The following is a 21,419-nucleotide window of genomic DNA, read 5'->3' on the forward strand; positions in this document are numbered from 1 at the left end:
GGGTTCCCCGGGGAGCACACGAGGCGTGACACCGGGACTGTTCCGGCCCGCCCAGCGTACCCGGCGGGCGCCAATCTCCCTCGCCCGCGATCGCGGCGGGGATATGGCGAAGGGAAAATCGACCTTGCTTCAAGCCAGACTACTCGGCGCAGAATAATCGGAACGTACACCGGCTAAAGTCGTTTAGCTGGTGTAAGTTTGGACCTGGCGCGTATCCATTGCTGATCGTCACGCGGCGCTGCGTTCGCCGCGCTTATGCTTCTGCCCGCCTATAGGAGGGACTCAACTATGCCTACCAAGCCTACCATCGCGCGCATCTGGCGCGGCCGCACCCGCCGTGACGTTGCCGACATGTACGAAAAATATGTGCGCACCGAGGGCATTCCGCCGCTCGAGAGGACGGCGCTCGGCGTGCAGTTGCTGCGCGAGGACCGCGAGGAGGAGACGTGGTTCACGACCATCTCGTATTGGCCCGACATGCAGGCGATGACCGCCTTCACCAAGGGAGAGCCCACCAAGGTCCATCACCTCGACCGCGATCCCGAACTTCTGATCGAGCTTCCCCAACGGGTCGAGATCCACCGCATCCTGGTCGATGAGCAGGGCCTGCGCTGAGCCTTGCCGCGATGGTGCATAACCTCGCCCTCTTCGCGGTGATGTCGTTGATCTGGGGGCTGACCTGGGCGGCCATCAAGGTCGGTCTCACCGAACTGCCCCCACTGCTGCTGGCTGCCGCAAGATACCTCTTGGCTGCCGCGCTGCTGGCGCTCGCAGTGCGCGGGGCCAGGGTCGCATTTAGCGAAGGGCGCGCCGCGCGAACGATAGTTTCAGCGCTGCTGGTCAACACAGGCACCTACGGCTTGCTGTTCTGGGGAATGCAGCACGTTCCCTCAGGGCTGTCGGGCTTGGTCAACCTGGCCCTGATCCCGGTTTTGCTGTTTGGCCTTGCCGCGCTCTCCGGCGAGGAGCAGCCAACCTGGCGCCACGCCGTAGTGCTCGCGATAGGCTGTGCCGGCCTCGTCGGGCTGTTCTGGACGCGGCTCGGCGTTGGGAGCAGTGCGAGCGGCGTCGGACTAGCGGCGATCGTCGTTGGGACCGCCAGCTACTGCGTCGGCAGTGTGGTCGCGCGTCCATTGATCGGTCCGGTTAAGCCACTCGCGTTGACGATGGTCCAGGCGGCGATCGGAGGTGCGGCACTCCTTGGCTTGTCGCTGGCGCTGGAGCCGATATCGATATACATGCTCGACGCTTTCCTCACCCCGGCGGCAATCGGCAGTCTGTTGTTCCTGGCGCTGCTCGGCACGATGGTCGCCTTTACTATCTATCTCGTGTTGCTGCGCGAATGGGGTACCATGCGCGCGGGGTTCTATGCCTTCGTGTCGCCGATCGTCGCACTCGGCGCCGGCGTGTGGTTCTTCGGAGAAGCAGTCGGCTGGGTCGAGGCGGCCGGTGCTGCCCTCATGCTGGTGGCGGCCGCGGTGACGCTGCTTCGGCCCCTGGAAAAGAGCCTCGGATGAAGCGTTTGCGCAGTATGGAACATCGGCCGCCCCTGCCTCGCCGCATCGCGGGAAATCTGGCACTCGATTTCGCCAATACGATCAGCTGGCGAGGTACGGACCGCGAGGTCGATCACCTAGGCGACGCTGAAGGAATGCTGGCTTGGGCGAAGGATGCTGGACTTGTGGGCGCGGACTTCTCGGTCAACGCAACCAAGCGGGCGGTGTTGGTCGACGACGGTCGGCGTCTGCGCAGAGCGATCGACGAAGTGGGCGCTGCGATCGCGAGTGGCGGGGGACCGGCGGCGCGGGGCTTGGCGGTGATCCACGATCTCGCGGCCCGCACTTTCGCGGCCGCAACCCTGACCGGCACACCAGCCAACATCGAGTTCGCTCATGGCGATCGGATCATTGGCCCGATTGCCTGGGCCGCGGTCGACCTGCTGCGCAGCGGCGAGCTCGGTCGATTGAAGCGATGTCCGCCGCAGGACTGCCGCTGGCTGTTTATCGACCGCACCAAAAATGGATCGCGCCGCTGGTGCGAGATGGCGACCTGCGGAAACCGCGCGAAATTGCGATTGAGGCGGTAAGGCGCCCGCCGCCTCTAAGCGATACCGGGGACACGACCAGGAAAGGTTGGTTTGCCAATCGCTGATGAGTAGGGGTGAGCTCATTCATCGATGAGCCGTGATGAAGTTGCACGGCTCGCTTCGCGGGTTGCTCCCGCGAACGGCCGCCGCGCGCCCATGGCACGCAGGTGACCGCCTCATGGGCCAAGTCTTGTCGCCCGTCTTACGCGGGCCTTTCCAGGAACCATCGCTGGAAGCGTGAGTTGGCCGGTCGGGCAGGGCGAAAAGTCACACGAGGCCGACCGTGCAGCAGGACATGCGCGTGCGTTCCACCGCGCAAATCGCAGGCCATCCGATTCATCCGATGCTGGTGCCGATACCGATCGTGTGCTTCATCGGAGCACTGCTGACCGACATCGCCTATGTCGCCAGCGCCGAGATGATGTGGGCCGATTTTTCCGCCTGGCTTCTGGTCGTCGGAGTCACCTTCGGCGTGCTGGCGGCGATCGCAGGTCTCATCGATTTCCTCGGCAACCGCCTGGTGCGGGCGCAGACGCCGGCCTGGCCGCACCTGATCGGCAACGCCGTGGTGCTGATCCTGGCGATTGTCAATCTGCTGATCCACACCCGTGATGCCTGGACCTCGGTGTGGCCGACCGGGCTCGTTCTTTCGGCGATTACCGTGCTGATCCTGCCTGTGACCGGCTGGCTCGGCTGGGCCATGGTGTATCGCCACGGTGTGGGAGTTGCGCGATGATATCGAGATTTGCCCGCGCGCTGTTGTGCTCTTCGCTGCTGTGTCTGGCCGGCTGCAATGACGGCAGCGGCGATCCCAGCGCGCAAGTCGGCGCCAACCCGGTACTGCCCGACATCCAGCAATATCTTCTGCCGCCGGTGCACATCGCCCGCATCGTCGGCTGGAAGAAGGACGAGACGCCGACCGTTGCGCAGGGTCTGCAGGTCAAGGCCTTTGCAACCGGCTTGCAGCATCCGCGATTCCTCTATGTGCTTCCCAACGGGGACGTGCTGGTGGTCGAATCCAAGGCGCCGAAGGGCGCCCCGATCAAGCGGCCGAAGGAAATCGTGATGGGCTACATCGAGTCCTGGGCGACTTCCGGCGGCGATACCGGGGCCAGCAACCGCATCACGCTCTTGCGCGACAGCAATGGCGACGGCGTGCCGGACACGCAAAGCGTCTTCCTCGACCATCTCAACTCGCCGTTCGGCGTAGCCCTCGTCGGCAATGATCTCTACGTCGCCAATACGGATGCGATCGTGAAATATCCCTACACCGAGGGGGACACCAGGATCACGGCGCCCGGCACTGTCCTGACACCGCTGCCGGGCGGGCCGATCAATCATCACTGGACCAAGAGCCTTGTCGCAAGTCCCGATGGCTCGAAGCTTTATGCCGGCGTCGGCTCCAACAGCAACATCACCGAGAACGGCATGGAGGCCGAGCACAATCGCGCCGCGATCCTCGAGGTCGACCGGGCCAGCGGCCGCTGGCGCATCTTCGCGGGCGGCCTGCGCAATCCGAATGGCCTCAGCTTCGAGCCGCAGACCGGCGCGCTGTGGACCGTGGTGAACGAGCGTGACGAGCTCGGCCCCGATCTCGTCCCGGATTACATGACCTCCGTGAAGGACGGTGGGTTCTACGGCTGGCCCTACAGCTATTGGGGCCGGCACGTCGATCCCCGCGTCAAGCCGGAGCGGCCGGATCTCGTCGCCAGCGCGATCGTGCCCGACTATGCGCTGAGCTCGCACGTCGCGCCCCTTGGGCTGGCCTTCTACACCGGCACCAGCCTGCCGGGCGCCTATCGCGGTGGCGCCTTCGTCGGTGAGCATGGCAGCTGGAACCGGCAGGTGCTGAACGGCTACAAGGTCGTGTTCGTGCCGTTCGCCGACGGCAAACCGAGCGGTCCGGCGCAGGACGTGGTCACCGGCTTCCTCAATAGCGACAACCAGGCGCGCGGCCGCCCCGTCGGCGTCGCCATCGACAAGACCGGCGCGCTGCTGGTGGCCGACGACAGCGGCAATACGGTGTGGCGGGTGAGTGCGGCGCATCCGCAGCTCACGCAACGTTAAGCTCGCCGGCGCGTTGTCTGGCAGACGATCTCTGAACGCCAAGTCAGGAGTGGACAATGGGTCTTGCTCAATACGCCATCGTGCCGGTGCAGGACGAGTGGGGCGTGCTGCATGACGGCGACGTCAAAAGCAAATACGCCACCAAGGAAGCCGCCTTCGAGTCGGCGGTCGCCGCCGCCTCGCTGGCACTTCGTCAGGGACACGAGGTTCATGTCAGCGTCCCGGGCCGCGAGGCGGGAGAGACCGCGCTGGGAAGCTAGCTTCGTCATACGATCAGCCGCCTCGCGCGATACGCGCCATTTCGCGCTGACCTTCGATCCGCCAGATTGATTTCCTGCGGACCGGCTCGCGAGCCGGTCCGCACGCATGACCGCGGCCGGCGCTTGGAGCCCCCGGGCGCCAAATAACATCATGTTAGGTTTATTGCATAACTGGGTAATTGTGTTAGCCCGGCGAAAGCCTATTGTCGCGACCAATCAGACATCAATCGGCAGTGACGAGCGCGCGGAAACTCCGCAGAGCGCCCGGAGATTGCTGCCCAATTTTCGACGAAGCCCGCCAACGGGACACCGACAAACTAGGTTGGAGGAATTGCCGAGATGGTCACGACCCGCGCTATCAACGACATGAGTCAGTCCAGGAAGGCTGCAGCAAGCGGCTGGATCGGGTCGGCTCTCGAATATTATGACTTCTTCATCTACGCGACCGCCGCGTCTCTGATCTTCCCGCAGATCTTCTTTCCGTCCGACAATCCCACCGTCGCAATCGTCGCATCGCTGGCGACATATGGCGTTGGTTATGTGGCCCGCCCGATCGGCGCCTTCGTGCTCGGACATTGGGGCGACACCCACGGCCGCAAGACGGTTCTCATCGTCTGCATGTTTCTGATGGGCATCTCGACGATGGCGGTGGGCTTTCTGCCGACCTATCAGCAGGTCGGCATTCTGGCGCCGATCCTGCTCGTCATCCTGCGCCTCGTGCAGGGATTTGCCGTGGCCGGTGAAATCTCCGGTGCGAGCTCGATGATTCTGGAGCACGCGCCGTTCGGTCGGCGCGGCTTCTATGCAAGCTTTGCCCTTCAGGGCGTGCAGGCCGGACAGATCCTCGCGGCAGCCGTCTTCCTGCCGCTGGCGGCCTATATGCCGGTCGAGGCTTTCAATAGCTGGGGCTGGCGGATTCCCTTCCTGCTCAGCTTCTTCGTCATCGTCGCGGGTTACGTCATTCGCCGCGAAGTCGACGAGACCCCCGTCTTTGCCCGCGAGGGCGAGCGGGGAGAGACGCCGAGGGCGCCCATCGTCCAGGCCATCAAGCTGAGCTGGCGCGACATGCTCAGGGTCATCTGCATGGCGCTGATGAACGTCATTCCGGTCGTTGCGACCATCTTCGGCGCGGCCTACGCGGTGCAGCCGGCCTATGGCATCGGCTTTGCCAAGGACGTCTATCTGTGGATCCCGGTGCTCGGGAACATGCTGGCCGTGTTCGTCATTCCCTTCGTGGGTCATCTCTCCGACAAGATCGGTCGCAAGCCACCGATCATCGTCGGTGCGCTTCTGTCCGGCTTGCTCGCCTTCGGCTACCTCTATGCCATCAGCATCAGGGACGTGCCGCTTGCGATCCTGCTGTCGCTGCTGATGTGGGGCGTCGTCTATCAGGGCTACAATGCGGTCTTCCCGAGCTTTTACCCGGAGCTGTTTCCGACCCGCACCCGTGTGTCGGCGATGGCGATCTCGCAGAACATCGGCACGACGATCACCGCGTTGCTTCCGGCCCTGTTTGCCACCGTGGCGCCTCCCGGCGCGGCCAACATTCCCTTGACGGTCGGGGCGATCGCCTTCGGCATCACGGTCATCGCGGCGCTGGCGGCCGTCACGGCCCGGGAAACCTATCGGACCAGCATCGATGATCTCGGTAACCCCAAGGCCGTTCCGATGGCGCGGGCCGACTATGAGCGGCAGCGCGCGGCTGCGGCGAGCGGTGCGGCCGCAATTCCCACCTGACGCGGATGCAGGAAAAGCCGTGCCGCTGCGATCGATGATGTTTGCACCGGCATGGCTCGTCGCGCTACGTAATCGTCTGGTCGAATTCGGTGCGCGTGAGCGCGATCATCATGAGGTTGCAGGATGAACCCCGTCGTCGTTGCTGTCGCTATCACCGGCTCCGTTCCGCGCAAGAAGGACAATCCCGCGGTCCCGATTCTGCCGTCCGAACAGATCGAGTCGACGCACGAGGCCTTCGCAGCCGGTGCCACGCTTGCCCATATCCATGTTCGCAACGATGACGAGACGCCGTCCTCCGATCCGGAGCGTTTCGCCCGGGTGCAGGAGGGGATCAGGAAGCATTGTCCGGGGATGATCGTTCAGTTCTCGACCGGTGGGCGGGGCCGCGATCCCTCGGCGCGGGGATCATCGCTCTACCTGAAGCCCGACATGGCTTCGCTCTCCACCGGGTCGGTGAACTTTCCGACGATCGTCTACGAGAACAGCGCCGCCCTGGTCGAGACGCTCGCTACAAGCATGAAGGCGGATGGCATCCGGCCGGAAATCGAGATCTTCGATCTGTCGCATCTGCATGGTGCCCGTCGCCTGATCGAGACGGGGCTGATCGACGCGCGACCGCACGTGCAGTTCGTCATGGGCGTCAAGAACGCGATGCCCGCCGACGAGCACGTTCTCGACATCCTGCTGGGAGAGCTGAGGCGGCTGATCCCGAAGGCGACGTGGACCGCGGCCGGGATCGGGCGCCACCAGGCCGAGGTCATGGGTTGGGCTCTCGCGCGGGGGGCCGACGCCGTTCGCACCGGGCTCGAGGACAATATCAGGATCGACAGGACGCGCCTGGCTCGCAGCAATGCGGAGCTCGTGACCATCGCCGGCGAGGCTGTCGCGCGCCACGGCCGGCGCGTCGCGACCGCAGCCGAGGCGCGATCCCTGCTCGGGATCGCGGGGTAGGGACGGCCGTCGTCCGATTGACATGCTTCCCGCCGACTTCTGCCATTCGGCAGCCGGCATTCCCGTGCGCCAAGACTCCCGCTATCAATGCTCCCGCTATGACGTGTCTGTGCGCAGGCATGCAGCAGGGGCAGGCGACGATCGGAATGCGGTTCTTGAAATCTGACGGCAGGCTCATCGGAGTCCTGCTGGTGCTTGCGGTCACCCAACTCATCGGCTGGGGTACGATCGGTCTTCCGCCCATTGTCGGCCGTGACCTCGCGGCCGATCTCGGCATGAGCCTGCCGATGGTGTTTGCCGGCACCTCCACGCTTTATGTCACCATGGGGCTCTGCGCGCCCTGGCTCGCCAGGGCGTTTGCGCGGCATGGTGCGCGCAAGGTGATGATGGTGGGCACTGTCGTGGCCGTGCCAGGTTTCGTCGCTCTGTCGCTTGCCCACGAGCCGATGCTCTATTTCGTGGCATGGGTCATTCTTGGCATGAGCGGAAGCGCCACGCTGTCGACCGGCTCCTATATCATGCTCAACGAGGTCGCCGGGCGACAGGCCAAGAGCGCCATTGGCGCGCTCATGCTGGTGACGGGGCTGTCCGGCAGCATCTTCTGGCCAACCACCTCGTTCCTGAGCGGTCATTTCGGTTGGCGCGGCACCTGCCTCGTCTACGCCGCAATGCTGATCCTCGTTTCGCTTCCGCTTTATGCTTTCGCAACTCCGCGCCGGGCCGTCGCGAAGGAGGGGGGCACCGTTCCCGCAAAGCGAGCCAATGCGCTGTCGATTCCGCGGAGCACGTTCGGCCTCGTCGTTGCCGCGATCACCGTCAATGCCTTCGTCACTTTCGGCCTGAGTGCCGTCTTCATCGAACTGCTGCGGGCCGAGGGACTGGCGCCGGCGCAGGCGATCGCCTTCGGCTCGATGCTGGGCGTGATCCAGGTCAGCGCCCGCGGGCTCGATTTCCTCGGCGGCGGACGGTGGGACGGCATCACGACCGGGCTGGTCGCCGGCACGGCGCTGCCGGTGGCCATGCTGATCCTCATGGTGAGCGAGGGCGCGACCTGGGCTGTTGCGACCTTCATCCTGCTCTACGGCGCCGGCAGCGGCGCGATGGCGGTGGCGCGGGCGACGATACCGCTCGTGTTCTACGATCAGGCCGAATTCGCCAAGGCGTCGTCGATGATCGCGCTGCCGCTCAATCTCGCTTCCGCCGTCTCGCCGCCCGTTCTTGCCGGCCTGCTCACCCAGTTCGGCAGCCGCGGCGCGCTCGGTCTCACCTTTGTCTGTTCCTGCGCGGCCGTGATGATCCTGGTTCTGCTCAGCCGCCGCCGTCCGCAGGTAGCCGCAGCTGCCGCGACCTGACCGGCTAATATTCGCAGAGCGGAAATTGGCCGGCGCGGGCGGCCTCGCTGCCGGGCAGGGGATGGCCGTATGCCCGGAGTGCAGTGCTCAGTGCATCAAAATGGTGTATCCGCAGAGAGCGCGTCCCGCGATATCGCCGCCGCGCCAAGATCAGCTCTAAGATCCAGTTCCCCGGAGGAAACCTACATGTCGGCCTTGCCGCTTTCAGGCATCAAGATCCTTGACCTCACGCGTGTGCTCGCCGGGCCGTTGTCCGCCCAGATGCTGGGCGACCTCGGTGCGGAGGTCATCAAGATCGAGCGGCCGGGCACCGGCGACGACGCGCGCGCCTTCGGCCCGCCTTATCTCGCAGATCCCGACGGCAAGGCGAACAACAACAACTCGTTCTACCTCTGCGCCAACCGCAACAAGAAGTCGGTCACCGTCAACATCGCCAAGCCCGAGGGGCAGGCGATCATCCGCGAGCTCGCCAAGGACGCCGACGTCTTCATGGAGAACTACAAGGTCGGCGATCTCAAGCGTTACGGTCTCGACTACGAGTCGATCAAGGCGATCAATCCCGGCATCATCTATTGCTCGGTGACCGGCTTTGGCCAGACCGGGCCTTACGCGCCGCGCGCCGGCTATGACGCGATCCTCCAGGCCATGGGCGGCCTGATGAGCGTCACCGGCCATATCGACGGCGAGCCCGGCGAGGGCCCGATGAAGGTCGGCCCCTCCATCGTCGACTACATGACCGGCATGAACTCATCGATCGGGATTCTCTCCGCGCTCTACCATCGCGACGCCAATGGCGGGGAGGGACAGCACATCGACGTCTGCCTGTTCGACACCGTCATCGCATCCCTGTCGCACTGGCTCCAGATCTACCTCGTCAACGGCAAGACGCCGCCGCGCCGCGGCACCTGGGGCAATGGCGGCATGCCGGCCGGCGTGTTCCGCTGCACCGACGGCGAATTGATGCTGGTGGTCGGCAATGACGGCCAGTTCCAGCGCACCTGCGCCGTGCTCGGCGAGCCCGAACTCGCCAGTGACAAGCGCTTCGTCAAGAACAACGACCGCGTCGTGCACGGCAAGGAGATCATGGCGATCTTCGCCGGCCTGTTCCTGAAGAAGCCGGTGGCCTATTGGCTGGAGAAGCTGGAGGAGGCCGGCGTGCCATCGGGGCCGATCAACAATTTCGAGCAGGTGTTTTCCGATCCACACGTCCAGTCGCGCGGCATGCGGGTGAAGGTCAACCATCCCTTCGAGCCCGATCTCTCGCTGGTTCGCAACGCGCTCACCCTCTCGCAGACCCCGATCAAGGACTACCGCGCCCCGCCGCTGCTCGGCGAGCACACAAGGGAAGTTCTCGGCGGCAAGCTCGGCTATGATGCCGGGAAGATCGAGGCGCTGAAGCAGCAGGGTATCATCTAGCTGGTTCCGGCCCTCTGCCGTTGTCCAAGGGGAGGGCGCTCGCGGCGCGTTGCACTGGGGACTGCGCATAGACTGGTGACGGAAGCATGACCTTCGCGCGGCTTGCGCGAGGCTTGCGCGCAATCCCCAGATAAACCCGGTCCGTAGTCGCACAGGCTTCCGCTTCGCGCGCGACTCTGATTCGATCCCGCCACTGGGTTCGGGAGGGAAGCGAATGTCCTACACCATCGGGTTTCAGGCCAAGGACCAGAAGGCAATTCTGGCGACCGAAGCGGCCACGGCCAATCAGGCCGTCGCCATCATTGCCGCGCTGCGGCAAAGCGCCGACGAAATCAAGTTCATCCGCTCGCCGCAGGAAGGCGAGATGGGCATCGAGATGCTGCTGCTGCTCGCCAAGGAAGAGGCCGAGGAGATGCCGCAGCGGGTCTAGAGCATGATCCGGAAAAGTGTGCAGCGGTTTTCCGGCAAGATCATGCTCAAACGATAAGCTGCGGCGATCATGCTTCGATCAAAAGCGAAACATGCCGGCTACGGAATAATGTAGTCAGCGGTCAGTCTCGCTCGAACCGAAGGTGGCCGCCATGAAACGCGAAGCGCTCCGCGTCGAACCGATCTCGACATTCCTCGACCGCTGGAAGGCACCGACCTCGCCGGTGACGCGCGCCGGCAACATGATCTTCGTCTCAGGCCTGCCGCCATTCGATCCCGAGACCGGCGAGATTGCTTCCGCGCCGATCGAGCGGCAGAGCGAGATCGTCATGGAGCAGATGAAGCTGTGCCTTGAGACGGCCGGCGCCTCCCTCGACAACGTCATGAAGTGCAACGTCTATTGCACGTCGACGAAGCACTTCGCCGCCTTCAACGCGGTCTATGCGCGCTACTTCCCGCTCGATCCGCCGGCACGGATCTTCGTCTGCACGCCGGAATGGTTCGCCCCCTTCGACGTCGAGATCGACTGCATCGCGATGATGTGAGGGGCTAACCCGCGTCTCTCGCCAGCGCGCGCGCCGGCGCCTTGGCCGCCTTTCCCGCCGTCAGCGCCATCGTCGCGACGCTGACGACGCGCGCGACCACGTCCTCGACGTCGTCGAGGTCGCATTTGCCTTCCGACAGTTTCGTCAGCCGTTCGCTCTCGCGGATGGTGTGATGCGCCATGGCGAGCGCGAAGTTCAGGCCCCAGTAGATCTCGACGTCGCTGCGGTCGGGCAGGGACCTCCGCATCGCACCGGCAAATTTCCGTAAGTGGTCGATCTCGCGGTTCTTGATGCGGCGGATCGGCGGCACGGATTCGATCGAGGCGCGGATCATGAAGCGCGCCGCGGTGGAGCGCTGGTTCTCCGGGCCGAGGCAGCCGCGCAAGGTGGGGCCGACGAGGGCGCGCAGGATCACCTCGATCGGTGCGCGCCCGCCGCCTTGTTCTTCCGCCGCCTTCAGTTCGCGCAGGCGCTCGCGGTTGGTCGCGATCGAGCGAGTGACGAACAATTCCGCGATCAATTCGTCCTTCGAGCCGAAATGATAGTTCACCGCGGCCAGGTTGACATTGGCCTCGGCGACGATGTCGCGCAGCGTCACGTCGCCGAAGCCGCGATCGGCATAGAGCCGCTCGGCGGCGGCGAGAATGGCAGACCTTGTATGATCGCTGGCCATGGTTTCGGACCTCGTCATTCCGGGGCGCGACGATAGTCGCGAACCCGGAATCTCGCACCACAACTTCGGGATTCCGGGTTCGACGCTTTGCGTCGCCCCGGAATGACGTGCAGGGCGCGCAAGGCGGTCGAGGGTTGCAATTCAAACAGTTGTATGAAACTATCGTTTGAAGGCCGGAAAATGTCAATCCGCAATCGGGACTCGTTCGCAACTGCGGTCCGGTTCCCAGTCCGCGAGGCTCGCGCATTCGGGCTTGCGGGCCATGCTCTGTGGCAGGACAGTCCGGCGCAAAAGCGATTTGCGAGAGAGAAACGAGGAGCGTCCCATGGATTTCGATCTGTCCCCCAAGCAGAAGGAATGGCTCGATCGCGTGCGGTCCTTCATGGCCAAGCACGTGCGGCCGGCGGTGCCGGTCTATGACGAGCAGGATCACAGCGGCGAGCGCTGGAAGGTGATCCCGGTGCTCGAGGACCTGAAGAAGAAGGCGAAGGCCGAAGGCCTCTGGAACCTGTTCATGCCGCCGTCCGAGCACGAGGACGACGAATTCCACGGCGCGGGATTGACCAATCTCGAATACGCGCTGCTTTCCGAAGAGATGGGCCGCATCACCTGGGCCTCCGAAGTGTTCAACTGTTCCGCCCCCGACACCGGCAACATGGAAGTGTTCATCCGCTACGGCACCAAGGAGCAGAAGCGCAAATGGCTGCGTCCGCTGATGGACGGCGAGATCCGTTCGGCCTTCCTGATGACGGAACCGGCGGTCGCCTCGTCCGACGCCACCAACATCGAGACCCGCATCGAGCGCGACGGTGATCACTACGTCATCAACGGCCGCAAATGGTGGTCGTCGGGCGTCGGCGATCCCCGCTGCAAGATCGCGATCCTGATGGGCAAGACTGACCCTTCGGCCGCCAAGCACCAGCAGCAGTCGCAGATCCTGGTTCCGCTCGACACCCCCGGCATCAAGGTCGAGAAGATGCTTCCCGTGTTCGGCTTCGACGACGCGCCGCACGGTCACGCCCAGGTGCTGCTCGAAAATGTGCGCGTGCCGAAGGAGAACATCCTGCTCGGGGAGGGGCGCGGCTTCGAGATCGCGCAGGGCCGCCTCGGTCCCGGCCGTATCCATCACTGCATGCGCACCATCGGCAAGGCCGAGGAGGCGCTGGAGAAGATGGTGAAGCGGCTCGCCTCGCGCACCGCGTTCGGCAAGAAGATCATCGAGCATTCGGTGTGGGAGCAGCGCATCGGCGAGGCGCGCACCGACATCGAGATGAACCGCCTCTTGTGCCTCAAGGCCGCCGACATGATGGACAAGGTCGGCAACAAGACGGCGCAGCTCGAGATCGCCATGATCAAGGTCGCAGGCCCCAACATGGCGCTGAAGATCATCGATCAGGCGATCCAGGCCTTCGGCGGCGCCGGCGTGTCCGACGAAGCGGGCCTCGCCAAGGACTACGCCCACATCCGTACGCTCCGTCTCGCCGACGGTCCGGACGAGGTGCACAATCGCGCCATTGCCAGACTTGAACTTCGGAAGTATGCAAACTCTCCAAGTCACTAAGAACGGTGGAGAGTGCATCTCGTGCTCTCCTCACCGTCATTCCGGGGCGATGCGTAGCATCGAACCCGGAATCTCGAGATTCCGGGTTCGCCTCTTCGAGGCGCCCCGGAATGACGGAAAATAAAAAGAGGGAGCGTCATCGTGGCTGACGGCGTCAGGAAAGACGAGGAGTTCTCGGGCACCAAGCCGGTCGAGGAGCGGCATCGTTTCGACGAGCTGCGCCTGGAAGCCTGGATGCGCGAGCATGTCGAAGGCTATGAGGGCCCGCTCGTCGTCCTCCAGTTCAAGGGTGGCCAGTCCAATCCGACCTACCGCCTGAACACGCCGAAGCGTTCCTACGTGATGCGCAGAAAGCCGTTCGGCAAATTGCTGCCGTCGGCGCATGCGGTCGATCGCGAATACCGCGTGATTGCGGCCCTTGGAAAACAGGGCTTTCCGGTCGCGCACGCCTACGCGCTGTGCCAGGACGACGGCGTCATCGGCGCCGCCTTCTACATCATGTCGATGGAGGAGGGGCGGGTGTTCTGGGATCCGACGCTGCCGAGCCAGGATGCCGATGCGCGCCGCAAGATCTTCACCAGCAAGATCGAGACGCTGGCCAAGCTTCACATGTACGATCCCGTCGCGATCGGCCTCGGCGACTTCGGCAAGCCCGGCAATTATTTCGCGCGCCAGATCGACCGCTGGACCAAGCAGTACCGGGCGTCCGAGACCCAGCACATTCCTGAGTTCGAGAAGGTCGCCGAATGGTTGCCCAAGACGGTGCCGGAGCAGGCGCGCGTCTCGATCGTCCACGGCGACTATCGCCTCGACAACATGATTTTCCACGCGACGGAACCGCGCGTGCAGGCGGTGCTGGACTGGGAGCTGTCGACGCTTGGCGATCCCATGGCCGACTTCACCTATCTGTTGATGCAGTGGATCATGCCGGGCTTGCACGGCGTCGACCTCAAGGCGCTCAACATCCCGAGCCTGGAAGAGGCTGCGCAGATCTATTGCAATGCGACCGGGATGAGCGTGCCTGATCTCAACTGGTATTTTTCGTACAATCTCTTCCGCCTCGCCGGCATCACGCAGGGTATCGCCGGCCGCATTCGCGACGGCACCGCCGCCAACGCCAAGGCGCTCGAATCCGCCAAGCGCACCGTGCCGCTGTCACAGGCCTCATGGGACTACGCGCAGAAGGCGGGCGCGGTGTAGGGACGACGAAGGCGTGGCCGATGTGGCCGCGCCTTTTGTTTTGTGCTTCGTAGCCCGGATGAGCGTAGCGATATCCGGGGAAAGTGGTCCCGCATGTCGCTGTGCTGATGCGGGCTACGCGCCGGGACACACGGCGATGAGAGAGCCAACCACATGATCGACCACGCCACACTCATCACCTACGTCCTCATCGTCCTCGGCTTCGTCTTCATTCCCGGGCCAGCGACCTTGCTCACCATGGCGCGCGCCGCGAGTTCGGGAACGAAGGTCGGCATCGCGACGGGCGCCGGGATCGCGGCTGGCGACGTGATCCACACCAGCATGGCAATCATCGGCCTCTCGGCGATCATCGCCACCTCGGCGCTGTTGTTCAGCGTCATCAAGTATGCAGGCGCGGCCTATCTCATCTACCTCGGCATTCGCGCTCTTATGGAGAACGGCCCCGGCGAGTTGACGAAGTGCACGCCACCGATCAGCGCCGGCCGGGCATTCCGGCAGGCGATCCTGACCGAAGTGCTCAATCCCAAGACGGCGCTGTTCTTCCTCGCCTTCCTGCCGCAGTTCGTCCATCCCGAGCACGGCGCGACCGCGCTTCAGCTCGCCATCCTCGGCATCGTCTTCGTGCTGCTCGGGCTCGTCAGCACGATCGTGTTCGCCGTCGGCGCCGGCCGTCTCGGCAATTTGCTGCGCCGTCACCCGGCGGTCGTGAGGTGGCAAGGCAAGGTCGTCGGGGTCATCTACTGCGCAGTCGGCGTAAGGCTCGCCTTGCAGGAGCGCTGAGGCGTGATCCCGTAGCCCGGATGAGCGCAGCGATATCCGGGAACGGTGGTCCCGCATGTCGCTTCGCTCATGCGGGCTACAGATGTCCCCGCACGCCTCGTCATTGCGAGCCAAGCGAAGCAATCCAGAATGTTTCCGCGGCGGCAGTCTGGATTGCGTCGTCGCCAGTGCAAAATTGCTTCGCAATTTTGTCACGGGCTCCTCGCAATGACGACGAGACGCTCTACGCCTTCGCGCAATGTGCGATCAGCTTCTCGACAAACCCCGCGCACTTCTCCAGCTCCGCCATCTCGACGAACTCGTCCGGCGTATGCGCCTGCGCGATTCCGCCCGGTCCGATCACCACCGAGGGGACGCCGGCCATGCTGGCGAACAGGCTCGCCTCGGTGCCGAAGGCAACCTTGGCGTGGTCGTTGCGCCCCGCGAGGCTCTTGGCCAGCGTGACGATGGCGGCATCGGCAGCCGTGTCGAGCGCGGGATAGTCGAGGATCTCCTCGAAATCGATGCCGCACTCCGGATGCCTCGCCTTCATCGTTGGCTCGAGCTCGGCCTTGGCCCAGGCGACGATCGCATCCGTCACCTCCCTGGACTCGGTGATGCCGATGCCGCGGCATTCGAAGTCGACCGTGCAGGTATCGGGCACGATGTTCAATGCGGCGCCGCCATGCACGATGCTGGTGAGCAGCGTCGAGTGCGGCACGTCGTAGAGGCTGCCGCGCTCGGCCTCGCTTGCAAGCTTCACCGCACGGCGGCGGATCTCGACGATCAACTCGGCCGCGTATTCGATCGCGTTGACGCCGTCGGGTGCGATCGACGAATGGCGGGCGAGGCCGCGAAAGGTCGCGCGCACGCCGTGCTTGCCCTTGTGGCCGATGATGACCTTCATTTCGGTCGGCTCGCCGATGAAGGCGCCGAGCGGCTTCACTTTCTTCTTCGCGACCTCACGGAGCATCGGCCGCACGCCGACGCAGCCGATCTCCTCGTCATAGGAGATCGCGAGATGAATTGGTGTCTTCAGCTTCGCCTCCAGCATCTCCGGCACCATCGCAAGGCACACCGCCACAAAGCCCTTCATGTCGGTGGTGCCGCGGCCGTAGAGCTTGCCGTCGCGCTCGACCAGCTTGAACGGATCGTGGCTCCAGTCCTGGCCGACGACGGGCACGACGTCGGTATGGCCCGACAGCACGAGACCGGGGTGATCCTCCGGCCCGATCGTGACCCAGAGCGAAGCCTTCTGCCCGGTCTCGTCGGTGATGCGCTCGCCCTTGACGCCGAGGGCGGCGAGATAGCTTTCGATATGGGCGATCAGCGGCAGGTTGGTGCGGTCGCTGACAGTGTCGAAGCCGACGAGGTCGGCGAGCAGCTTGCGGATACGGTCGGGTCTTGAATTTGGCATGAGATCACGGAACAGAGGAGGTTTGCCGGCGGCGCCAGCATAGCAACAGCTTCTCCTGACGGGCAAATGTCAGCGTCTGGGCTTGCCCGCGACTTGGTCCACGGCAGCGAGATCGCGCGGCAAAATCTGCTTGAACAGCGCCAGAGACCGGCGGCTTTCGGATGGCGGCAGCACGATCGCATGGCGCACCGCGGCTGCGATCAGCACCATCGTCAATTGTGAGAAGGAGGCGAGGGCGGCCGCCGGAACGTTCGGCGCAACGTGCTTCAACGCGTCGCTGAGCAGACCGGCGAGAAATGCGACGTCGTCCTCGTCGATCTTCTGCAAGCTTCGGTCGGCTTGCGTCGCCTGCCAGATGTGATGCGCCACGGGATGCTCGCGGAACATCTGCTCATAGCCGTCGGTGATGCGGCACAGCGCGGCGTGCAGGTCGGGCAGATTCTTCATCGCAGCGAGGTCGCGCTGGACGCAGTCGCGTCCGATGGCATTGCAGCGCTCGGCCAGAGTCCCGATCACGGCGCTCTTGTCCGGAAAATATTGATAGAGCGAGCCGAAGGCGATGCCGGTGCGCTCGACGATATCGCTCATCCGGAAGGCCTCGCTGCCTTTTTCCGTCAGTATCTCGGCCGCTGCGGCCAGGATGCGGTCGAAGCGCTCCCGGCTCCGTTCCTGCGTCGGCACCAACGGCGTCCGCCGTCCGGCCGCCTGCGTCGCTTTGCCCGTCCTGTTCTTCTGTTCCGGCATCCTGGTTCCCGTCATCAGCGCTTGACGTCAGGAATAAGAGAGTTTATCGCATTTATCAAATATGAGAAGTTATCGTATTTCGAGGAGGCGCGGCATGCGGCAGGTTTTCACGACCGGGCTTCTGTGGTTTTCGGCGATCGGCTGCGGCCTCATCGCCGGAATCTATTTCGCCTTCTCGACCTTCATCATGACTGCGCTCGGTCGGCTCGATCAGGCCGCCGGCATCGCAGCGATGAACGCGATCAATGTCGACATCGTGCGCTCGCTGTTCATGCCGCTGTTCCTTGGCACGACGGTGGCGGGTGCGGCGCTGGTGGTGATCGGCGCGTTGCGCGTCAGCGAGCCGGGTGCAGTGAGCATGATCGCCGGTGGTGGTCTCTATGTCGTCGGCATGTTCGTGGTGACGATGGTGTTCAACGTCCCGCTCAACAACGCACTCGCTGCGGTGCAGCCATCCGCTCCGGAGGCGGGCGCGGTGTGGGCAACGTATCTGAAGGACTGGGTGTTCTGGAATCATGTGCGGACGGCGGCGTCGGTCGTGGCGAGCGCGTTGTTTATTGCGGCGCTCGCCGTGTAGCCGCGGTTCGCCTCGTAGCCCGGATGGAGCGCAGCGAAATCCGGGGCCGCTGTGTCTGCCGGCGAGAACCCGGATTACGCTTCGCTCCATCCGGGCTACAAGGTCTTCGCGCTACAACACCTTGCGTTGCCGTCGGGCAAAACACCCAAATTGCAGGTCAACGCGCGCGATCGAAAATATTCCACTTTACCGAAATTCGGAAACGGCGTAGTTGTCGCCTCGCTCCGGCCCGAGGAAGAGGGGCGTATCGCGATCGTCACGAACGCGGGCCGGGCGGCGGTGGACGCTTGTTGCATCGGCGCGAACGGCTTCGCAGGGCGGGCAACCGTGAGCGAGGGCCTCGCGCATTCGACCGGTGCGATCAGCGTACGGCCAAATCGTGTGGTCCTGGCGCCCGGGGTCTGTGCGCCAAGTGTTGCGGTGATACGTGCGGCCCGACCGGGTCCGCGCATCAGCCATCCGCAAGGCGACGGGGGCAATAGTGCATCGCTCCCCGGGGAGAGCACGACATAAGCCGTTCCAACCACTGCGCAGGGAAGGCCGGGATGTCCTGGCTACACCTGTATGCCGCTGTGCAGATTTTCTGACTGCAACTTCGCACAGTGGACCGCGGGTGCCAGCGGGCTCCCGGCCTTCCCTGCGCCCTCTTTCATTGGGGGTGAGGCTTCAAGTCAAAGCTCGGGCGAATGAGCCGCGAGGATGCAAATGTGTGTCTGCAATGAAGACGCGAAATGAAAGCGCGACGCCGTCAACCACACACTCCGTCATTGCGAGCGCAGCGAAGCAATCCAGAAATGTATCCGCGGAGGGACTCTGGATTGCTTCGCTGCGCTCGCAATGACGGTGTTGATGCAGCCGTGCGAGCTATCTCCGCGCTGTCGTCCCGGCGAACGCCGGGACCCATAACCCCAGGAAGTAGTTTGGCGAAGACTCGTTGTCAGGTACTCCGATCGTTCCCGCTTGATAGATTCCGCGGTATGGGTCCCGGCGTTCGCCGGGACGACAATGAGGGTGTGGCGGCGCTGAAGACAACGGCGCGAGCGTCGTTAAACCGGCTGGCCCGTATACGGCATCGACGCGGTGAGACCGCCGTCCACCGGGAACGCCTGGCCGTTGACATACGAGGCTTCGTCGCTGGCCAGGAACAGCCCCATCGCCGCGAGCTCGTGCGGCTGGCCGGGGCGCTTGAGGGGATTGAGCTGGCCGATCTTGTCTTGGGTGCCGCGCTCCTTGGCGCGGTCGAAGATCGGCTTGGTCATGCCGGTTTCGATCAGGCCGGGGCAGACGGCATTGATGCGCACACCGGTGCCGGTGAGCGAATAGGCCGTGGTCTGCACCAGGCTGATCACGCCGGCCTTGCTTGCCGCATAGGGATGACCGCTCGCGCCGGCCTTGAGGCCCGCCACGGACGCCGTCAGCACGATCGCACCGGACTGCTGCTTGACCATGTGCGGCATCGCATACTTCACCGCGAGGAACGGCCCGATCAGATTGACGCGCAAGATCTCCTGCCAGTGCTCCACCGTCTGCTCGGCGAGCGGGACGAGGCCGCCGGAGACGCCGGCGTTGGCCCAGATCACGTCGAGCCGGCCGTGGGTCTTCACGGCCTTGTCGATCACGGCGATGACGTCCTTTTCGGAGCCCGCATCCGCGACCATGGCCTCCGCGACACCGCCGGCTTTCCTGATCTCCTCGACGGTCTCCTTCACTGCCTCGGTGCGATCGACGGCGATCAGCTTGGCGCCTTCCCTGGTGAACAGCAGCGCGGCCGCACGGCCGATCCCGCTGCCGGCGCCGGTGATGATGACGGATTTGCCTTGCAGGCGGCCCATGCGTTTCTCCCTTTTTGCTCGCGCGCAGCGCTTGCCGCGCGACGGAATTTCAAACAGAATTTCAAACGGTAAAGTGTCTTGAGACACGTTCACTACTCACGTACAGCGACATCAAACGGGATGGAAGGGTTTCGATGGCAGGCGCAGACAAGCCGAAGGTGATCACGACACGCTGGTGGTGGGTCCGTCATGCGCCGGTGCGCAATGATGGCGGCAACATCTACGGCCAGAGCGATATCGCCTGCGACACCAGCGACACCTACGTGTTCAACGCTGTTGCCAAGGTGCTGCCACGCAAGGCGGTCTGGTATTCGAGCAATTTGATGCGCACGCACCAGACCGCCGAAGCGATCTGGGCGGCCGGTTTCCCAAGGCCTGCATCGATGAAATGGGAAGCCGACCTCGCCGAGCAAAACCTCGGCCGCTGGCAGGGCATGAACCGTGCCGAGTTCGTCGCGAGCCGCCCCGTCGGCACCAGCTGGTTCGCCGACATCAACGAGCCCGCGCCCGGTGGCGAAAGCTTCATGGACCTCTACAACCGCACGCGCCGCACCATCGAGCGGATCAACGTCGAGGCGGCCGGGCAGGACATCATCGCAGTTGCGCATGGCGGCACCATCAAGGCCGCGGTCGGCCTCGCGCTCGGCGATTTGCCGGAGCAGGGGCTCGGGTTCGATATCGACAATGTCTCGGTGACGCGGCTCGACCATTTCGCAAGCCCCGAGCGCACGGTCTGGCGGCTGCCGATGGTGAACCAGCAGCCGTGGATCGCCGACGATGCGCACGCGGCGATGCATCAGCCGGCGGGACCGGAAGTCAAGAAGCTCGCGTAGAGCCGTTGCCCGCTCGCGGGGACGCGGCGTAAGCTTCGAGCCAAATCAAATCGCACTCTGGGAGAGAAACATGACCTTGTTCGACATGAAGGGGAAAGTCGCCGTCATCACCGGCTCGACGCGCGGCATCGGCCTTGCGATCGCCGAGCGCATGGCCGAGCACGGCGCCAAGGTCGTGATCTCCTCGCGCAAGGCCGATGTCTGCGACGAAGTCGCCAAGGGCATCAACGGTAGGTTCGGCAAGGGCACCGCGGTCGCGATTGCCGCCAACATCTCCTCGAAGGAGAATCTGCAAAACCTCGTCGACGAGAGCAACCGCGCCTTCGGCAAGATCGACGTGCTGGTCTGCAACGCCGCATCGAATCCGTATTACGGTCCGCTCGCCGGCATCTCAGACGATCAGTTCCGAAAGATCCTCGACAACAATATCGTCGCCAACAACTGGCTGATCTCGATGGTGGTGCCGCAGATGATCGAGCGCAAGGACGGCTCGATCATCATCGTCTCGTCGATCGGCGGCCTGAAGGGCTCGACCATTCTCGGCGCCTACGCGATATCGAAGGCCGCCGACATGCAGCTCGCGCGCAATTTGGCTTGCGAATACGGCAAGGACAATATCCGCGTGAACTGCATCGCGCCGGGCCTGATCAAGACCGATTTTGCCAAAGCGCTGTGGGACAACCCGGAGAACCTGAAGGCCTCGACCTCGCGCTCGCCGCTGCTCCGCATCGGCATCCCCGACGAGATCGCCGGCGCTGCGGTGTTCCTGGGCTCTGCGGCCGGCGACTTCATGACCGGCCAGACCATGGTGATCGACGGCGGCGCGACGATCAGCTGAGGTGCGAGGGAAGGGGCACGCAAGCCCACTCCAACATCGGTGTCATCGCCCGCGAAAGCGGGCGATCCAGTACTCTGCGGCCGAAGTGGTGTGAACAAACTGCCGCCGCGGAGTACTGGATGCCCCGGTCAAGCCGGGGCAT

22 protein-coding genes are annotated in these 21,419 nt (G+C 64.2%); 18 read left to right on the forward strand and 4 right to left on the reverse strand.

Translation table 11 applies throughout. The features are described from left to right. Positions 1–288 precede the first annotated feature (288 nt). From GPL20_RS08605 to GPL20_RS08660, 12 genes are all read left to right on the forward strand, one after another. Positions 289–615 carry a hypothetical protein gene (locus GPL20_RS08605; protein WP_157329180.1) on the forward strand — a complete coding sequence of 109 codons (327 nt, stop codon included), beginning with the start codon at positions 289–291 and terminating at the stop codon, positions 613–615. A gap of 11 nt (positions 616–626) precedes the next feature. Next, entirely contained in the window at positions 627–1,517 is an 891-nt protein-coding gene (locus tag GPL20_RS08610; RefSeq protein WP_157329181.1) for a DMT family transporter, read from the forward strand. After that, the gene (locus GPL20_RS08615) at positions 1,514–2,086 is read left to right on the forward strand and encodes a CGNR zinc finger domain-containing protein (protein ID WP_157329182.1); all 573 of its coding nucleotides are present in this window, start codon (positions 1,514–1,516) and stop codon (positions 2,084–2,086) included. The genes GPL20_RS08610 and GPL20_RS08615 overlap by 4 nt, the downstream gene beginning before the upstream one ends. Before the next feature lie 283 nt (positions 2,087–2,369). Further along, positions 2,370–2,822 carry a DUF2231 domain-containing protein gene (locus GPL20_RS08620; RefSeq protein ID WP_254125100.1) on the forward strand — a complete coding sequence of 151 codons (453 nt, stop codon included), beginning with the start codon at positions 2,370–2,372 and terminating at the stop codon, positions 2,820–2,822. Beyond that, positions 2,819–4,153, forward strand: coding sequence for a PQQ-dependent sugar dehydrogenase (locus GPL20_RS08625; RefSeq protein ID WP_157329183.1), 1,335 nt, complete (start codon positions 2,819–2,821; stop codon positions 4,151–4,153). Before GPL20_RS08620 ends, GPL20_RS08625 begins: the two co-directional genes overlap by 4 nt. 56 nt (positions 4,154–4,209) lie before the next feature. Next, positions 4,210–4,413: a hypothetical protein gene (locus GPL20_RS08630; RefSeq protein ID WP_157329184.1), complete on the forward strand. Its 204-nt coding sequence runs from the start codon at positions 4,210–4,212 to the stop codon at positions 4,411–4,413. A gap of 339 nt (positions 4,414–4,752) precedes the next feature. Further along, on the forward strand, positions 4,753–6,150 hold the full coding sequence (locus tag GPL20_RS08635; RefSeq protein WP_157329185.1) for an MFS transporter: 1,398 nt from the start codon (positions 4,753–4,755) through the stop codon (positions 6,148–6,150). A gap of 123 nt (positions 6,151–6,273) precedes the next feature. Then, a complete protein-coding gene (locus GPL20_RS08640) occupies positions 6,274–7,101 on the forward strand; it encodes a 3-oxoadipate:acetyl-CoA acetyltransferase (RefSeq protein ID WP_157329186.1) in 828 nt (275 codons plus the stop codon). 146 nt (positions 7,102–7,247) lie between these two features. Further along, positions 7,248–8,453 (forward strand): MFS transporter, encoded by a 1,206-nt coding sequence (locus GPL20_RS08645; protein ID WP_157329187.1) that lies wholly within the window; start codon positions 7,248–7,250, stop codon positions 8,451–8,453. A 186-nt stretch (positions 8,454–8,639) separates the two neighbouring features. Next, positions 8,640–9,869: a CaiB/BaiF CoA transferase family protein gene (locus GPL20_RS08650; protein WP_157329188.1), complete on the forward strand. Its 1,230-nt coding sequence runs from the start codon at positions 8,640–8,642 to the stop codon at positions 9,867–9,869. A gap of 214 nt (positions 9,870–10,083) precedes the next feature. Further along, a complete protein-coding gene (locus GPL20_RS08655) occupies positions 10,084–10,299 on the forward strand; it encodes a hypothetical protein (protein ID WP_014494475.1) in 216 nt (71 codons plus the stop codon). A 151-nt stretch (positions 10,300–10,450) separates the two neighbouring features. Further along, complete coding sequence (locus tag GPL20_RS08660) at positions 10,451–10,843, forward strand: RidA family protein (protein ID WP_157329189.1); 393 nt, start codon at positions 10,451–10,453, stop codon at positions 10,841–10,843. Positions 10,844–10,847: 4 nt separating this feature from the next. On the opposite strand, the gene GPL20_RS08665 is transcribed toward GPL20_RS08660, so the two are convergent. Continuing rightward, the gene (locus tag GPL20_RS08665) at positions 10,848–11,516 is read right to left on the reverse strand and encodes a TetR/AcrR family transcriptional regulator (protein ID WP_157329190.1); all 669 of its coding nucleotides are present in this window, start codon (positions 11,514–11,516) and stop codon (positions 10,848–10,850) included. Positions 11,517–11,841: 325 nt separating this feature from the next. Here GPL20_RS08665 and GPL20_RS08670 point away from each other — a divergent pair, with 325 nt between their 5' ends. From GPL20_RS08670 to GPL20_RS08680, 3 genes are all read left to right on the forward strand, one after another. Continuing rightward, on the forward strand, positions 11,842–13,077 hold the full coding sequence (locus tag GPL20_RS08670; protein WP_157329191.1) for an acyl-CoA dehydrogenase family protein: 1,236 nt from the start codon (positions 11,842–11,844) through the stop codon (positions 13,075–13,077). A gap of 141 nt (positions 13,078–13,218) precedes the next feature. Beyond that, positions 13,219–14,277, forward strand: coding sequence for a phosphotransferase family protein (locus tag GPL20_RS08675; protein WP_254125102.1), 1,059 nt, complete (start codon positions 13,219–13,221; stop codon positions 14,275–14,277). A gap of 153 nt (positions 14,278–14,430) precedes the next feature. Next, complete coding sequence (locus GPL20_RS08680) at positions 14,431–15,057, forward strand: LysE family translocator (protein WP_157329192.1); 627 nt, start codon at positions 14,431–14,433, stop codon at positions 15,055–15,057. A 223-nt stretch (positions 15,058–15,280) separates the two neighbouring features. On the opposite strand, the gene argE is transcribed toward GPL20_RS08680, so the two are convergent. Together argE and GPL20_RS08690 are read right to left on the reverse strand one after the other, a co-directional pair. Further along, positions 15,281–16,453, reverse strand: a complete 1,173-nt coding sequence (gene argE, locus GPL20_RS08685) for an acetylornithine deacetylase (RefSeq protein ID WP_157329193.1) — start codon at positions 16,451–16,453, stop codon at positions 15,281–15,283. A 69-nt stretch (positions 16,454–16,522) separates the two neighbouring features. Further along, positions 16,523–17,197, reverse strand: a complete 675-nt coding sequence (locus GPL20_RS08690; RefSeq protein ID WP_157329194.1) for a TetR/AcrR family transcriptional regulator — start codon at positions 17,195–17,197, stop codon at positions 16,523–16,525. Positions 17,198–17,291: 94 nt separating this feature from the next. Here GPL20_RS08690 and GPL20_RS08695 point away from each other — a divergent pair, with 94 nt between their 5' ends. Then, entirely contained in the window at positions 17,292–17,774 is a 483-nt protein-coding gene (locus tag GPL20_RS08695) for an anthrone oxygenase family protein (protein ID WP_157329195.1), read from the forward strand. Between the two features lie 1,046 nt (positions 17,775–18,820). On the opposite strand, the gene GPL20_RS08700 is transcribed toward GPL20_RS08695, so the two are convergent. Then, complete coding sequence (locus GPL20_RS08700; protein ID WP_157329196.1) at positions 18,821–19,606, reverse strand: SDR family NAD(P)-dependent oxidoreductase; 786 nt, start codon at positions 19,604–19,606, stop codon at positions 18,821–18,823. Between the two features lie 134 nt (positions 19,607–19,740). On the opposite strand from GPL20_RS08700, the gene GPL20_RS08705 reads away from it, so the two are divergent. Both GPL20_RS08705 and GPL20_RS08710 read left to right on the forward strand, forming a co-directional pair. Further along, positions 19,741–20,439 (forward strand): histidine phosphatase family protein, encoded by a 699-nt coding sequence (locus tag GPL20_RS08705; RefSeq protein ID WP_167532946.1) that lies wholly within the window; start codon positions 19,741–19,743, stop codon positions 20,437–20,439. A gap of 70 nt (positions 20,440–20,509) precedes the next feature. Continuing rightward, positions 20,510–21,277 carry an SDR family NAD(P)-dependent oxidoreductase gene (locus GPL20_RS08710; protein WP_157329198.1) on the forward strand — a complete coding sequence of 256 codons (768 nt, stop codon included), beginning with the start codon at positions 20,510–20,512 and terminating at the stop codon, positions 21,275–21,277. Positions 21,278–21,419: the final 142 nt, after the last annotated feature.

Origin of the sequence: Bradyrhizobium cajani, assembly GCF_009759665.1 — a bacterium.
GTDB classification, from domain to species: Bacteria; Pseudomonadota; Alphaproteobacteria; order Rhizobiales; family Xanthobacteraceae; genus Bradyrhizobium; species Bradyrhizobium cajani.

What these genes read in the sequence shown, in the direction of transcription:
- GPL20_RS08615 (WP_157329182.1), top strand. Translation starts at nt 1,514, where the DNA reads ATGAAGCGTTTGCGCAGTATGGAACATCGGCCGCCCCTGCCTCGCCGC.
- GPL20_RS08700 (WP_157329196.1), bottom strand. Translation starts at nt 19,606, where the DNA reads ATGGGCCGCCTGCAAGGCAAATCCGTCATCATCACCGGCGCCGGCAGC.
- GPL20_RS08640 (WP_157329186.1), top strand. Translation starts at nt 6,274, where the DNA reads ATGAACCCCGTCGTCGTTGCTGTCGCTATCACCGGCTCCGTTCCGCGC.
- GPL20_RS08635 (WP_157329185.1), top strand. Translation starts at nt 4,753, where the DNA reads ATGGTCACGACCCGCGCTATCAACGACATGAGTCAGTCCAGGAAGGCT.
- GPL20_RS08655 (WP_014494475.1), top strand. Translation starts at nt 10,084, where the DNA reads ATGTCCTACACCATCGGGTTTCAGGCCAAGGACCAGAAGGCAATTCTG.
- GPL20_RS08670 (WP_157329191.1), top strand. Translation starts at nt 11,842, where the DNA reads ATGGATTTCGATCTGTCCCCCAAGCAGAAGGAATGGCTCGATCGCGTG.
- GPL20_RS08610 (WP_157329181.1), top strand. Translation starts at nt 627, where the DNA reads ATGGTGCATAACCTCGCCCTCTTCGCGGTGATGTCGTTGATCTGGGGG.
- GPL20_RS08605 (WP_157329180.1), top strand. Translation starts at nt 289, where the DNA reads ATGCCTACCAAGCCTACCATCGCGCGCATCTGGCGCGGCCGCACCCGC.
- GPL20_RS08645 (WP_157329187.1), top strand. Translation starts at nt 7,248, where the DNA reads ATGCGGTTCTTGAAATCTGACGGCAGGCTCATCGGAGTCCTGCTGGTG.
- GPL20_RS08695 (WP_157329195.1), top strand. Translation starts at nt 17,292, where the DNA reads ATGCGGCAGGTTTTCACGACCGGGCTTCTGTGGTTTTCGGCGATCGGC.
- GPL20_RS08625 (WP_157329183.1), top strand. Translation starts at nt 2,819, where the DNA reads ATGATATCGAGATTTGCCCGCGCGCTGTTGTGCTCTTCGCTGCTGTGT.
- GPL20_RS08680 (WP_157329192.1), top strand. Translation starts at nt 14,431, where the DNA reads ATGATCGACCACGCCACACTCATCACCTACGTCCTCATCGTCCTCGGC.
- GPL20_RS08650 (WP_157329188.1), top strand. Translation starts at nt 8,640, where the DNA reads ATGTCGGCCTTGCCGCTTTCAGGCATCAAGATCCTTGACCTCACGCGT.
- GPL20_RS08660 (WP_157329189.1), top strand. Translation starts at nt 10,451, where the DNA reads ATGAAACGCGAAGCGCTCCGCGTCGAACCGATCTCGACATTCCTCGAC.
- GPL20_RS08630 (WP_157329184.1), top strand. Translation starts at nt 4,210, where the DNA reads ATGGGTCTTGCTCAATACGCCATCGTGCCGGTGCAGGACGAGTGGGGC.
- GPL20_RS08690 (WP_157329194.1), bottom strand. Translation starts at nt 17,197, where the DNA reads ATGCCGGAACAGAAGAACAGGACGGGCAAAGCGACGCAGGCGGCCGGA.
- argE (WP_157329193.1), bottom strand. Translation starts at nt 16,453, where the DNA reads ATGCCAAATTCAAGACCCGACCGTATCCGCAAGCTGCTCGCCGACCTC.
- GPL20_RS08665 (WP_157329190.1), bottom strand. Translation starts at nt 11,516, where the DNA reads ATGGCCAGCGATCATACAAGGTCTGCCATTCTCGCCGCCGCCGAGCGG.
- GPL20_RS08705 (WP_167532946.1), top strand. Translation starts at nt 19,741, where the DNA reads ATGGCAGGCGCAGACAAGCCGAAGGTGATCACGACACGCTGGTGGTGG.
- GPL20_RS08710 (WP_157329198.1), top strand. Translation starts at nt 20,510, where the DNA reads ATGACCTTGTTCGACATGAAGGGGAAAGTCGCCGTCATCACCGGCTCG.